The organism is Nonomuraea sp. NPDC003214 (genome assembly GCF_053590035.1).
The window spans coordinates 620,232-633,411 of record NZ_JBSFSX010000001.1 but is presented as its reverse complement, the minus strand read 5'-3'; the positions used below and the strand labels follow the sequence as shown (position 1 = coordinate 633,411).

Annotated in this window: 10 protein-coding genes; 7 read left to right on the top strand and 3 right to left on the bottom strand. The window is 71.3% G+C overall.

What is annotated here, in order from left to right; all coding sequences use genetic code 11:
• The first annotated feature begins 10 nt into the window (after positions 1–10).
• From mtrB to ACWDXC_RS02905, 6 genes are all read left to right on the top strand, one after another.
• On the top strand, positions 11–1,747 hold the full coding sequence (gene mtrB / locus ACWDXC_RS02930; RefSeq protein ID WP_219499615.1) for an MtrAB system histidine kinase MtrB: 1,737 nt from the start codon (positions 11–13) through the stop codon (positions 1,745–1,747).
• The gene (locus tag ACWDXC_RS02925; RefSeq protein ID WP_449977378.1) at positions 1,734–3,488 is read left to right on the top strand and encodes an LpqB family beta-propeller domain-containing protein; all 1,755 of its coding nucleotides are present in this window, start codon (positions 1,734–1,736) and stop codon (positions 3,486–3,488) included. The genes mtrB and ACWDXC_RS02925 overlap by 14 nt, the downstream gene beginning before the upstream one ends.
• A 64-nt stretch (positions 3,489–3,552) precedes the next feature.
• A complete protein-coding gene (locus ACWDXC_RS02920) occupies positions 3,553–4,245 on the top strand; it encodes a ComF family protein (protein ID WP_449977375.1) in 693 nt (230 codons plus the stop codon).
• Between the two features lie 624 nt (positions 4,246–4,869).
• The gene (gene hpf, locus ACWDXC_RS02915) at positions 4,870–5,529 is read left to right on the top strand and encodes a ribosome hibernation-promoting factor, HPF/YfiA family (RefSeq protein ID WP_219499608.1); all 660 of its coding nucleotides are present in this window, start codon (positions 4,870–4,872) and stop codon (positions 5,527–5,529) included.
• Between the two features lie 172 nt (positions 5,530–5,701).
• On the top strand, positions 5,702–6,400 hold the full coding sequence (locus ACWDXC_RS02910; RefSeq protein WP_219499605.1) for a response regulator: 699 nt from the start codon (positions 5,702–5,704) through the stop codon (positions 6,398–6,400).
• 262 nt (positions 6,401–6,662) lie between these two features.
• Complete coding sequence (locus ACWDXC_RS02905) at positions 6,663–7,214, top strand: hypothetical protein (protein ID WP_449977370.1); 552 nt, start codon at positions 6,663–6,665, stop codon at positions 7,212–7,214.
• Positions 7,215–7,223: 9 nt separating this feature from the next.
• Here the strand turns inward: ACWDXC_RS02905 and ACWDXC_RS02900 are convergent, their stop codons facing one another.
• The 3 genes from ACWDXC_RS02900 to ACWDXC_RS02890 all read right to left on the bottom strand — a co-directional run bounded on the left by ACWDXC_RS02900 (position 7,224) and on the right by ACWDXC_RS02890 (position 9,564).
• Positions 7,224–7,607, bottom strand: coding sequence for an STAS domain-containing protein (locus tag ACWDXC_RS02900; RefSeq protein ID WP_449977367.1), 384 nt, complete (start codon positions 7,605–7,607; stop codon positions 7,224–7,226).
• 387 nt (positions 7,608–7,994) lie between these two features.
• Entirely contained in the window at positions 7,995–9,194 is a 1,200-nt protein-coding gene (locus ACWDXC_RS02895; protein ID WP_449977365.1) for a winged helix-turn-helix domain-containing protein, read from the bottom strand.
• A gap of 109 nt (positions 9,195–9,303) precedes the next feature.
• On the bottom strand, positions 9,304–9,564 hold the full coding sequence (locus tag ACWDXC_RS02890; RefSeq protein WP_219499584.1) for an HGxxPAAW family protein: 261 nt from the start codon (positions 9,562–9,564) through the stop codon (positions 9,304–9,306).
• A 225-nt stretch (positions 9,565–9,789) separates the two neighbouring features.
• Between ACWDXC_RS02890 and secA the strand changes: the two genes are divergently transcribed.
• The gene (gene secA / locus ACWDXC_RS02885; RefSeq protein ID WP_357584022.1) at positions 9,790–12,579 is read left to right on the top strand and encodes a preprotein translocase subunit SecA; all 2,790 of its coding nucleotides are present in this window, start codon (positions 9,790–9,792) and stop codon (positions 12,577–12,579) included.
• The last annotated feature ends 601 nt before the right edge of the window (positions 12,580–13,180 follow it).

The window sequence follows — 13,180 nt, the reverse complement described above, 5'->3', positions numbered from 1 at the left end:
CGCCCCCGCCATGCCCCCGACGACGACCAGGCGCACGCGCCGCCGGACACTCCGCCAGATCCTCGGCGGAGTCCGCCGGCGGGCCAGGCGTGCGGCGGGCAGGGCGCGGCGGATCTGGCGCCGCTCCCTGCAGCTCCAGGTCGTCACCAGCACGCTCGTCATCTCGGTGATCGTGGTGGTGGTCCTCGGCACGTTCCTGTCGGACCAGATCAACAACTCGGTGATCGAACGCCGCCAGCAGTCGGCCGCCAGCGACGCCTCGGCCGACCGGCTGCGCATCGCCGACGCGCTCAGCCGGCACGAGGACGACCAGTCCAAGCCCGCCGAAGCCGGCAAGACCGTGCCGCCCGACCCGCTCGACGAGGTGATGGACGCCATCATCGGCTCCGGCGGCGACGGCTCGAAGAAGCGCTACGAGGTGCTGATCCTCAACGTCGCCGAGCCCGGCCAGTCACGCGCCTCCGGCAACGTCACGCCCGCCGACGTGCCCCCGGCGCTGCGCCAGAAGCTGCAGCGGCAGGTGGAGAAGTTCATCGACACGCCGCAGCGCTTCACCGACCGCATCCAGTTCGCCGGCGAGACCCAGCCCCGCCAGACGCTCGTCATCGGCGCCGTCATCAGCGCCTACGGCGGCTACGAGGTCTACCACTTCTTCCCGTTCACCGACGAAGAGCAGATGCTGTCCAACGTCCGGCTGGCCATCGTCGTGGTCGGCTTCGGGCTGGTGCTGCTGCTGGCCGCGATCGCATACCTGGTCACCAGGCAGGTCGTCAGCCCGGTCCGGCTGGCCCGCCAGGCCGCCGAGCGGCTGGCCGCCGGCAAGCTCGACGAGCGGCTCAAGGTGCGCGGCGAGGACGACCTGGCCCGGCTGGCGACCTCGTTCAACGAGATGGCCGCCAACCTGGCGCTCAAGATCCACCAGCTTGAGGAGCTCTCGCAGGTCCAGCGGCAGTTCGTCTCCGACGTCTCGCACGAGCTGCGCACCCCGCTGACCACCGTCCGGATGGCCGCCGACCTGCTGTACGACGCCCGCGAGGACTTCGAGCCGATGGCCTCACGCTCGGCCGAGCTCATGCAGGCCCAGCTCGAACGCTTCGAGTCGATGCTCGCCGACCTGCTGGAGATCAGCCGCTACGACGCCGGCGCCGCCACCCTCGACCTCGACTCCGTCGACCTGCGCGACGTGGTGCTGCGCGCCATCGCCGACTCCGAGGCGCTCGCCGAACGCCACAGCACCCGCTTCGAGCTGCGGCTGCCCAACGAGCCGTGCATGGCCGAGATCGACAACCGCCGGGTCGAGCGCATCCTGCGCAACCTGCTGTTCAACGCCATCGAGCACGGCGAGGGCCGCGACATCGTCGTCACCGTCGGCGCCGACCGCGACGCCGTGGCCGTCGCCGTGCGCGACCACGGCATCGGGCTGAAGGGCGGCGAGGACACGCTGGTCTTCGACCGCTTCTGGCGGGCCGACCCGTCCCGGGCCAGGACCATCGGCGGCACCGGGCTCGGCCTGGCCATCTCCCGCGAGGACGCCACGCTGCACGGCGGCTGGCTCCAGGCGTGGGGACAGCCGGGCGAGGGCTCGCAGTTCCGGCTCACGCTGCCGCGCCGCGCCGGGATCGACCTGAAGGGCTCACCGCTGCCGCTCGTGCCGCCCGAGATCGAGATGCGCCGCACCTGGCGGGGCCAGATGACCCCCGTGCTGCTGCCCGCGACCGGCGACGGGGGCGCGCATGGCGAGAGCTAACCGGCTGTGCGCCGCGGCCGCCGCCGCGGTGCTGGCCCTGTCGGGCTGCGCCGTCATCCCCGTGGGCGGGCCGTTCCCCATCGAGGAGGCGGGCAGCGGCGACTCCGTGACCGTGCCCTTCCAGCGCCTCGTCGCCGTCGAGCCCCAGCGCGGCTGGAGCGCCCAGCAGGTCGTCGAGGGGCTCCAGGCCGCCATGGCCGCCTACGCCGACGACCCCGGCATCCTGCCCAAGTACCTGACCGAGGAGGCCCGGCGGGTCTGGAAGGCCGACGGCCCCGTGACGGTGGTCGACAACGGCTTCCGCTTCGACGACGTCGTCGAGAACAAGGAGAAGAAGGAGACCATCGTCACGATCCTCGGCACCAAGATCGCCCAGATCAACGAGGACGACACGTACGTGCCCGTCGACCCCGCCGACGACAACAAGGTCAGCCGGGCGATCACCCTGGTCAAGGACCGCAACGGCGACTACCGGGTCAACCTGCTCCCCCAGGGCCTCCTGCTCACCGACGCCGACGTGCGGCGCGCGTACCGGCCGACGAACCTCTACTACCTCAACGGCACCGCCGCCGGCACGCACGAGCCCGACCGGCTCGTGGCCGACCGCGTACGGCTGCGCATCAAGGCGACGGAGAGCTTCGCCGAGACCGTCGTCGAACGCGTCATCCAGGGCCCCACCAGCGCGTTGCAGGGCGCGGTCGGCAACGAGTTCCCCGCCGGGGCGCGGGTGCTGTCGATCAGGTCCAGCGAGGACCGCGTGATCATCAACCTGGCCGGCCCGTTCCGGCCCTCCGACACCTTCCGCGAGGGCCTGGAGGCCCAGCTCAGGGCCAGCCTCAGCGTCAACGGCCTGGCCAACGGCCGCAGCCTGGAGATCCAGGTCGAGGGCGAGCCGTTCTTCTCCACCGGGCCGCTCATCGTGCCCGCCAACCTGCCCGAGCGCTGGCTGGCGGTCGAGGACCGGCAGGTCTTCTACACCAGCAAGGGCGCCGTCCACCTGCTCGGCAACGACGGCGAGGGCCGCCCGCTCGCCGGGCCGGCCGGGCAGCCGGGGGAGACCTACTCCGGGTTCGCCGTGTCCAAGGACCGCGACCGCGTCGCCGCCCGCTCCACCGAGGGCGGCATCTGGGTCACCCGGCACGCCGCCGACGGCCGCTGGCAGCAGTCCATCCCCGGCGAGAAGCTGACCGACCCGTCCTGGCACCGCGACGGCTCGCTGTGGACGTACGACCAGCAGAGCGGCAGCGTGCTGCGCTCCTACCCTTCCGTCAGCCGCGGCCCCGAGCACGTCGCCGCCCCCGCACTCCAGGGGCTCGACGTCACCTCGCTGCGGATGTCGCGCGACGGCGTACGGGTCGCCGTGCTGGTCGGCAAGAAGCAGGTCCAGGTCGGCGCGCTGGCCGGCGGCGGCGCGGGCGCGATGCTGAGCAACTTCCAGACGCTCATCTCGGCCGAGGGCGAGGACGAGATCCGCGACATCGCCTGGAGCGACGGCGAGCACCTGCTCGTGCTCGTGCGCACCAAGGCCGGGCAGGTCGTCAAGGAGATCAACGTGGGCGACGGCGAGACCCTCCAGCTCCCCACGACCAGCAAGCCCCTCGAACACCTCGCCGCCCAGGGCGACGTCATCCTGGCCACCACCGAGGACGGCAACGAGATCCTGGAGTACGGGCGCGACAAGCAGACCTGGGCGCCCAAGCCCGCCACCGCCGTCGAGAAGCCGATCTTCGCCCTGGGCTGACCCCGGCCGGGTTGTCGGCGCCGCCCGGCATCATGGCGGCGTGCCCGGTCCTGTGCTCGGTCCTGTGCTTGATCTCGTCCTGCCCCGCCCGTGCCTGGGGTGCGGCGCCGCCGGGGCGCGGCTGTGCGAGGGCTGCCTCGGCCGCCTGGCCGACCCCGCCCGCCGCACGCCCGACCCCGCCCCGGCCGGGCTGCCCGCCTGCTGGTCGGCGGGCCCTTACACGGGGGTGCTGCGGACGGCGCTCGTCGCCTGCAAGGAACGCGGCGAGGCGTCCCTGGCGGGCGCCCTGGCGGACCTGCTGGCCTTCACCGCTCTCACCGCTCTTACCGCGTCGGGCGACGCGGCCGTCACGGTGGTGCCGGTGCCCAGCGCGCGGCGGGCGGTCAAGGGGAGGGGGCACGACGTGGTGGGGGCGCTCGCCGCGCCCGTCGTGCGGCAGTTGCGCGCTCACGGGGTCGCCGCCACGCTGTGGCCGGGGCTCGGGCAGGTCCGGCGCGTGGCCGATCAGGCGGGCCTGAGCTCCACGGAGCGGGCCGCCAACCTCGCGGCCTCACTGGGTGTCCGGCGCGCCGCCGGGACGCCGCCAGCGGCGCCTGTGCTGCTCGTGGACGACATCGTCACCACCGGGGCCACCCTCGCCGAGGCCGCCAGGGCGCTGCGGGCCGCCGGGCTCCGGGCGCCGCTCGCCGTCACCGTCGGCGCGACACGCCGTTCTACCCGCCCTCACATGGCGACACGCCGAAGAGTTTCGGAATGACTACGATTACCGTCGGTAAAGAAAGATCCAAGTCTGCCGCCTGCCCCGGGGGCCACATGTCCGTAACCCTCCGCGCGAGGTAGGCAGCTCAGGCGCCCGATGTCCCAGACCCGCAAGGGCTGCCGGGAGCCCTAACCGGCCATCCGTCACGCCCGTAACACCGTACGAAAATCACAGAAAGTGATCATTTGCCCGAGCCTCCGGCTGACATTCGCCGCCGATCCGGATAGCGTCTGAACATGGCACCCGTTCGGGTCCGTGGTTGCGCAGAGCCGGGAGTCCCGGCTCTGCTAGCCGATGCCAGCCGCAGGCAAAACGGTCCACGTAAGGCGACTCTTTGTCGACCGATCACGGTGCGGCTTAGGGGTAAGTCCTGCCTCCCCGGGGGTCCAGATGTCCCCCGTCAGGAGAGAAGGGCAGTAGTGGCGACAGAGCTGCGAAATCCTCAGCAGGCGAATGTGGGGTCGAAGACCAGGTCGGCCGGGCGGGTGCCGCCCGAGTTCCCGGTGACGAGTCGGCGGAAGAGGGTAACGGTGACAGAGAGGCAGACAGAAGACCCCGCCCGGCAAGCACGTCGTCGTCGGGCGCTCTTTCTCAGTCGTTAGACCGAAGGGGGGCTGTTGCATGGACATCATCGTCAAGGGCCGGCACACAGGAGTGAGTGAGCGGTTCCGCGACCACGTGACGACCAAGCTGGCCAGGATCGAGCGTCTGGACAACAAACTCATCCGAGTCGATGTGGAGGTGTCGAAGGAGCGCAACCCGCGCCTCGCCGACCAGCGTGAGCGCGTCGAGCTCACCATTCACTCGCGAGGGCCCGCCATCCGCGCCGAGGCCTCCGCCGACGACCGATTCGCCGCCCTCGACCTCGCCATGGACAAGCTGGAAGGCCGCCTCCGGCGCCTCGCCGACCGGCGCAAGGTGCACCACGGCAACCACGCCCAGCCCTCCGTGGCGGAGATCACCGCGACGCTGCCCGACCTGCCCGCCCCACCGCGGCAGCAGCCTGCCGCCCCCGCGCAACCCGAGCCCGAGGAAGACCGGCTGCCCGACGACGAGCAGTACGACGACATCGTCCCCATCGAGATGGACGGCGACGGGCCGCTCATCGTGAGGGAGAAGTTCCACAAGGCGGAACCCATGACCATCGATCAGGCTCTGCTGGAGATGGAGCTGGTCGGCCACGACTTCTACCTGTTCCGTGACAAGGAGAGCGGCCAGCCGTGCGTCGTCTACAACCGGCGCGGCTACAACTACGGCGTGTTGCGGCTCGTAGAACCCTGATCGCGGGCCGAAAGATCTTCTCGACCACCCGAGGACCGCGGGACCCGTGTCATCATGGCGGTCCGACGGCTCTGGCCCCCCGACGAGGAGGAGACGTGAGCGAGCTCAGTCAGGCGCAGGTGAGCGAGCGAAACGCGCGCACAGCGGTCGCGAGGCGGATCAGGGAGGCTTCGTGACGGAGTCCGGCGAGGCCCGCCCCGCAGACGGCGAGCCGATCCGCGTGCTGATCGTGGACGACCACGAGCTGATCCGGCGGAGCCTGGCCCTCGCGCTGGCCGCGGAGCCCGACATCGAGGTGGTCGGCGAAGCGAGCGACGGGCAGGAGGCGGTCGAACTGGCCGACCGTCTCATGCCCGACGTGGCGCTGATGGACGTCCGCATGCCCCGCCAGGACGGCATCGAGGCCACCAAGGGCATCAAGGCCTCGGTGCCGAGCACCCGCATCATCATGCTGACCGTCAGCGACGAGGAGGAGGACCTCTTCGAGGCCATCAAGGCCGGCGCGACGGGCTACCTGCTCAAGGACGTCCAGATCAACGACGTCCCGGCGGCGGTGCGCGGCGTGCACGAAGGACAGTCGTTAATCAACCCGGCGATGGCGGCCAAGCTCATCAGCGAGTTCGCGAACATGAGCCGCAAGGAGACCGAACGGCCGCCCCAGCTCCCGGTGCCCCGGCTGACCGAGCGCGAGATGGAAGTCCTGCGCCTGGTGGCCAAGGGCATGAACAACCGCGAGATCGCCAAGCAGCTGTTCATCTCCGAAAACACCGTGAAGAACCACGTACGCAACATCCTGGACAAACTGCAGCTGCACTCGCGCATGGAAGCCGTCGTCTACGCGGTGCGCGAGCGCATGCTGGAGATCACCTGAGGCATCCGGGCCGCCTCCACCCGGGCGGGAAGCAGGGCCCCAGGCGGGCGCACCCCCTGACGGCCGGGCACGACACCGGTGGAGGCGCCCGGGCCGCACGCGACCCGGGCCCCTCCACCCGCGCCCCGGCCTGAGGAGCCCCATGCCCGCCTGCCCCCGCCCCGCCGCTTCCCTGAGGTCCGAGGTTTCGGCCTGTGGAGCCGCCGTTGCGCCCGTGCCGGGCCTTCCCGGCCGAGCCGCGGCAGCCGCCCTGGTGGTTCCTGTGGCGGCCGCTCTGGTGGCGCTCACCGCCTGCTCCGCCGCCAACCCTCCGTCCCCGGTGGGGACCTCGGAGTCGGCGGGGTCGTCCGGTGCCACCGTGCCGGGTGGCGGCCCCGTCCGTTCCCCTGGGGAGGGCCGCAGCCTGTCCGGTACGGCCGCGGACGGGACGGAGCTGGCCGCCTGCCGGGACGGGGAGTGCGAGGTCGTGGTGAAGGCCGGGGACGCCCTCGACCTGGACGGGCGGCACGGCGTGGACCGGCTCACCGTCGCATCCCTGGACGGAGACGGAGACGGAGACGGCGACGGCCGCGGAGACGGCAACGGGGGCGGCGACGGCGACGGCGGGGTGCGGATCGAGTTGCGGGGGTCGTCGGGGTCGCTGAGCGTGCAGGGCGCGGGCGTCAGCCTGAGCAGCGTCTGCGACGGCGGCCAGTGCCGCGACGTGGGCGCGCTGACCGTACGGCCGGACGCGCCCGCCAGGATCAACGGCCTGCGGCTGCGCCTGGGCGCCCGGACCGCCGACGGCGCGGTCCTCGTGCTGTCGCCGCGCTGACGGCCGCCGTCACGGCAGGATCGGAAAGCGGCCCGAGAGGCCGGAGACGCGCAGCAGCCGCGTCATGAACGGGCGCAGCCCGGTCAGGGTGAGCGTGATGCCACGGGCCTTGGCGCGGCTCTGCGTGCCGATGAGCACGGCGAGCCCGCCGGCGTCGCAGAAAGTCACCTGGGACATGTCGAGAACGAGCACGCCGGTGCTGTGGTCGAGCGCGTTGAACAGGCGCTGACGCAGCGCCGGGCTGGTGAACAGGTCGATCTCACCGGACAGGCGCAGGACGGTGGGAGCGGACGAGCCGGCGCCGGCAATGGGGGCCGTGTTGATGGGGGCTGTGTTGATCGATGCTGTGTTGATCGATGCCGTGTTGATCGATGTTGTGTCGAGAAGCTGCATGGTGTCTCCGTTCGGAGATGCGAGATGGGATGAGCTGCCGGGAGCCGGAGAGCGGTTCGTCGCCCGGTCGGGCGATGCGCTCCATCCGGCTCTGAGGACGGCGCGGGCCTTCGTGGTGGCCCCTCAGCGGACGGGCCGGTGGAACCCTGGTCTGCCGCAGCGCGTGGGACGGTCGTGGCGGCGGCGTGCGCCGAGGTCCGGCGCGGGATGAGAAGTGAGCGTCGGCGTCATGCTCGCCTGCCCTGTCCGGTCCCGCGGGGCGGGACCGATCGCGGTGCTTCGCCGGGGGCGTCGCCGACCTGGGTGCCAGCGCGCGAGATGTCCTCGGTGCCTCCAGACTATCCCACGGTTCGGGAACCGGCCGTTTCCGGGCGCCGGCGGCCCCGATCAGGCGCCGCCGGTCATCGTCAGCAGCGGGGCGAGCTCCGGGGGGTCGGTGCGCTCGACGCGGACGGCGTCGCAGCCCACCCATTCGGCCGCCGACCACAGGGCGTCGCGCAGCGCGTCGACCCACTTGGCGCTGGTCAGGCCGGGCTCCAGGCTGAGCTGGCGGGCGACCAGGGTGGAGCCTTCGCGGGCCGGGTCGACCCGGCCGATCAGGCGGCCCCCGGCCAGCACCGGCATGGTGAAGTAGCCGTGCACCCGCTTGTGCTTGGGCACGTACAGCTCCAGCTGGTAGTTGAAGCCGAAGACGCGCTCGGTGCGGCCCCGGTGCCAGATGAGCGAGTCGAACGGCGACACGAGCGTGGTGCGGTGGCGGCCACGGGTCTCGGACTCCAGGAGGGCGGGGTCGGCCCAGGCGTTGGGGGACCCGGCGGCGGCCTTGGGGGCGGCGGGCCAGCCCGCGACGCGTACGGGGACCAGGCCGGCGGCGCCGCTGCGCAGGGCCTCGTCGAGGATGGCGCTGTGGCGGCCGGTGAGGCGGAGGAAGTCGATCAGGTCGCCGCGGGTCGCGACGCCGAGCGAGCGGCCGGCGACGGCGGCCAGGCGGGTGATGCACTCCTCGTCGGTGAGGTCCTGGTCGAGGAGCTCGGCGGGGACGACGCGCTCGGCGACGTCGTAGACGCGGCGCCAGCCGACCCGGCGGGCGCAGACGAGCTCGCCGATGTCGAGCAGCCACTCCAGGCCGATCTTGGACTCGGACCAGTCCCACCAGGGGCCGCCGTTCTTGGCGCCGCCGACGTCGCTGGTGGTCAGCGGGCCGGAGTCGCGGGCCTGCTGGAGCAGCTTGTCGACGTGGTCGGGCACCTCGTGCCAGCGGAAGCGGCGCTCACGGTAGGCGCGGCGGCGGAACGCGAACAGCGGCCAGTGCTCGATGGGCAGGATGCACGCGGCATGGCACCAGTATTCGAAGCTCTGGGCGGGATTGTGCCAGTATGCCCGCTCGACGGTCTGCCGGCCGACCGCGCCGAGGCGGGCGTAGGCGACCAGTTCGTGGGAGCGGGCGAGCACCGAGATCGTGTCGAGCTGGATGGCGCCGAGCCGCCGCAGCATCGCGTGCGGTCCGCCCCGGCGCGCGTCCGCGCCCACGAAGCCCTGGGCACGCAGGATGAGCCGGCGCGCCTCGTCGGGGGTCAAGGCGGTCATCGGGGCGATTCCGTACGGCGAAGCATGCCGGAATGCTAGCGAGGGGCACCGACAGAACGTTCGATGCCCGGTGCGGGGGCGGATCGGCCCGAGGGAGGGGCCTCGGGCGTCAGCGGTGGTCTTCGGCGCGCATGCCCACCCGGGGGGCGTCGATCACGACGTCGGTGAAGATGTCGAACACCAGGGCGAGGATGCCTCCCACCACGAAGAGCCCGACGCCGACCCACACGATCGGCCAGTTGGCGGCGGTGAGACCGAAGCCGCCCACGATGGTGCCCACGAGCATCACCGTCACGGCGAGCCACGAGGACGCGCGGCCGCCGTGGCTGCCGAGGTTCTCCGTGTGCTCCGACTTCTTCCCCTCAACCATGACAAATCCTTCCTTTGCCGGAAATCCCGTTAATCGGTGCGAACCGGCTGTCAACCGGCATACTCTCTGCCTGACCCCCATTCTCCCAGACGTGGTCCGCGCCCTTGTCGTCACGGTGGCTGTGTCTGGTTGCAGAACCGCCTACGATGGCAACCGGGGAAGTTTGTCTCGGCCTCTCCTCCTGGCGGCGCCGCCGGGGTAGACCTGCGAGGAGCTTTACATAAAGTGGCAGCCATTCTCGACAAGATCCTACGTGCCGGCGAGGGCAAGACTCTGCGCAAGCTCAAGCGGATCGCAGACCAGGTCAACTCCATCGAGGACGACTTCACGAGCCTGTCCGACGCGGAGTTGCGCGCGATGACGGACGAGTTCAAGCAGCGCTACGCCGAGGGCGAGTCCCTTGACGATCTGCTTCCCGAAGCGTTCGCGACCGTACGCGAGGCGGCCCGCCGCGTGCTCGGTCAGCGGCACTTCGACGTGCAGATCATGGGCGGCGCTGCCCTGCACATGGGCAACATCTCCGAGATGAAGACGGGTGAGGGCAAGACCCTGACCTGTACTCTGCCCGCCTATCTCAACGCCATCTCCGGCAAAGGCGTGCACGTCATCACGGTCAACGACTACCTGGTCAAGGTCGGCGCCGAGAACATGGGGCGCGTCTACCGCTTCCTCGGCCTCGAGGTCGGCATGATCCTCTCCGGCCAGCAGCCCGACGAGCGCCGCAAGCAGTACCAGGCGGACATCACGTACGGCACCAACAACGAGTTCGGCTTCGACTACCTGCGCGACAACATGGCCTGGTCGCTCGACGAGTGCGTCCAGCGCGGCCACAACTACGCGATCGTCGACGAGGTCGACTCCATCCTCATCGACGAGGCCCGTACACCGCTGATCATCTCCGGCCCCGGCGAGCAGTCCGGCAAGTGGTACGCCGAGTTTGCCAAGATCGTTCCGCGCCTCCGCAAGGGCGTCGAGGCCAAGAACCCCGGCGAGGAGAGCACCGGCGACTACATCGTCGACGAGAAGAAGCGCACCGTCGGCGTGCTGGAGGACGGCGTCGCCAAGGTCGAGGACTGGCTCGGCATCGACAACCTCTACAAGCCCGAGCACACCCACCTCGTCGGCTTCCTCAACAACGCGCTCAAGGCCAAGGAGCTCTTCAAGAAGGACAAGGACTACATCGTCTCCGACGGCGAGGTCCTGATCGTCGACGAGTTCACCGGCCGCATCCTGCACGGCCGCCGCTACAACGAGGGCATGCACCAGGCCATCGAGGCCAAGGAAGGCGTCAAGGTCAAGGACGAGAACCAGACCCTGGCGACCGTCACCCTGCAGAACTACTTCCGCCTGTACGACAAGCTCGCCGGCATGACGGGCACCGCCGTCACCGAGGCCAACGAGTTCCACCAGACGTACAAGCTCGGCGTGGTGCCCATCCCCACCAACCGGCCGATGATCCGCAAGGACCAGCCGGACGTCGTCTACAAGACCGAGGACGCCAAGTTCAACGCGGTCGTCGACGACATCAAGGAGCGCCACGAGGCCGGCCAGCCCGTCCTCGTCGGCACCACCTCCGTCGAGAAGTCCGAGCGGCTGTCCAAGGCGCTCAAGCGCCGCGGCGTCCCGCACGAGGTCCTCAACGCCAAGAACCACGCGCGTGAGGCCGCGATCGTCGCCGAGGCCGGCCGCAAGGGCGCCGTCACCGTCGCCACCAACATGGCCGGTCGAGGCACCGACATCATGCTCGGCGGCAACCCCGAGTTCCGCGCCGACGCCGAGCTGCGCCAGCGCGGCCTCGACCCGCTCGAGACCCCCGAGGAATACGAGAAGGCCTGGCCCGAGGCGCTGGAGAAGGCCAAGGCCCAGGTCAAGGCCGAACACGACGAGGTCAGCGAGCTCGGCGGCCTGTACGTGCTCGGCACCGAACGCCACGAGTCGCGCCGCATCGACAACCAGCTCCGCGGCCGCTCCGGCCGCCAGGGCGACCCCGGCGAGTCGCGCTTCTACCTGTCGCTCGGCGACGACCTGATGCGCCTGTTCAACTCGGCCCGGGTCGAGATGATCATGACGCGCCTCAACATCCCCGACGACCAGCCGATCGAGTCCGGCATCGTCTCCAAGGCCATCGCCTCCGCCCAGCACCAGGTCGAGCAGCAGAACTTCGAGATCCGCAAGGAAGTTCTCAAGTACGACGAGGTGATGAACCGGCAGCGCAAGGTCATCTACGCCGAGCGCCACCGCGTCCTCGAAGGCGCCGACCTGCACGAGCAGGTGCGCGGCTTCATCGGCGACGTCATCGACGGCTACGTCGCCGGCGCCACCGCCGAGGGCTTCGCCGAGGAGTGGGACCTCGACAAGCTGTGGAAGGCCTTCGCCGGCCTCTACCCGGTCTCGCTCAAGCTCGAGGACCTGGTCGAGGAGGTCGGCTCCCGCGAGGAGCTCACCGCCGACATCATCAGCGAGCGGATCAAGGCCGACGCGCTGGAGGCGTACGCCAGGCGCGAGGAGGAGTGGGGCGCCGAGGCGACCCGCGACCTGGAGCGCCGCGTCATCCTCTCCGTCCTCGACCGCAAGTGGCGCGAGCACCTCTACGAGATGGACTACCTGCGCGAAGGCATCGGCATGCGGGCCTACGCGCAGAAGGACCCGCAGATCGAGTATCAGCGCGAGGGCTTCGAGATGTTCGCCGCGATGCTCGAAGGCATCAAGGAGGACTCGGTCGGGTTCCTGTTCAACCTTGAGGTGGAGGTTCAGGAGAACCCCATCGTCGAGGAGGTCGAGGACCCGATGATGACCGAGACCCGGTCCATCATCGCCCGCGGGCTCCGCGGCCCCGAGCGTCCGGCCGAGCTGGAGTACACGGCGCCGGGCGAGCAGGGTGACGTCGAGCGCACCCGGGTCAGCACCGCCGCCGAGCGCGCCGCCTACGGCAACGTCGAGCGCAACGCGCCGTGCCCCTGCGGGTCCGGCAAGAAGTACAAGCGCTGCCACGGCGACCCGAAGAACGCCGCCTGACCCACGACCCCGAGCAGCCCCCGCCCCTCCCGGGCGGGGGCTGCTCCGCGTCCGGGCCACCCCGAAGGCCCGACGCCACCCCGGCCCCCGCCACCGGGCGTCCCGCGCGCCCCAGGCGTCAGGGGCCCAAGGCCCCGGCCCTCCGGCCCCGGCCCCCGGGCGTCCCGCGCGCCCAGGGGTCAGCCGCCCAAGGCCCCGGCCCTCCGGCCTCGGCCTCCCAGCCCTCCGCCCCCGCCCCCGCCCCCGGCCGCCCGGCCCCACGGGCTCCAAGGCCCCAGGTGCCCGGTCGGCCGGGTGTCAGGGCCCCCGGTGACCGGGTGCCGAGCCGCCCCGAGCCCCGAGCGTCCGGCCCTGGGCGTCCAGGGTCCCGGCCTCTGGGGGCCGGGTGTTGAGCGTTCGGGGCCCCGAGCGCCCGGGCCCGTGTTCGGGCTCCCGAGCGTCCGGTTTCCGAGCGTCCAGGCCGCGTGTCCCGGCCCCCGGGGGCGGGTTCCGGGCGGTGAGGCTCCCTGGGGTCGGGTTCCCACGGGCGGACCCTGCGGTGGCTCCCCTTCGGGCGCCACCTGCGGGCCGGGCCCTCGCGGGGTCGGGTCCTGCGGGGGGT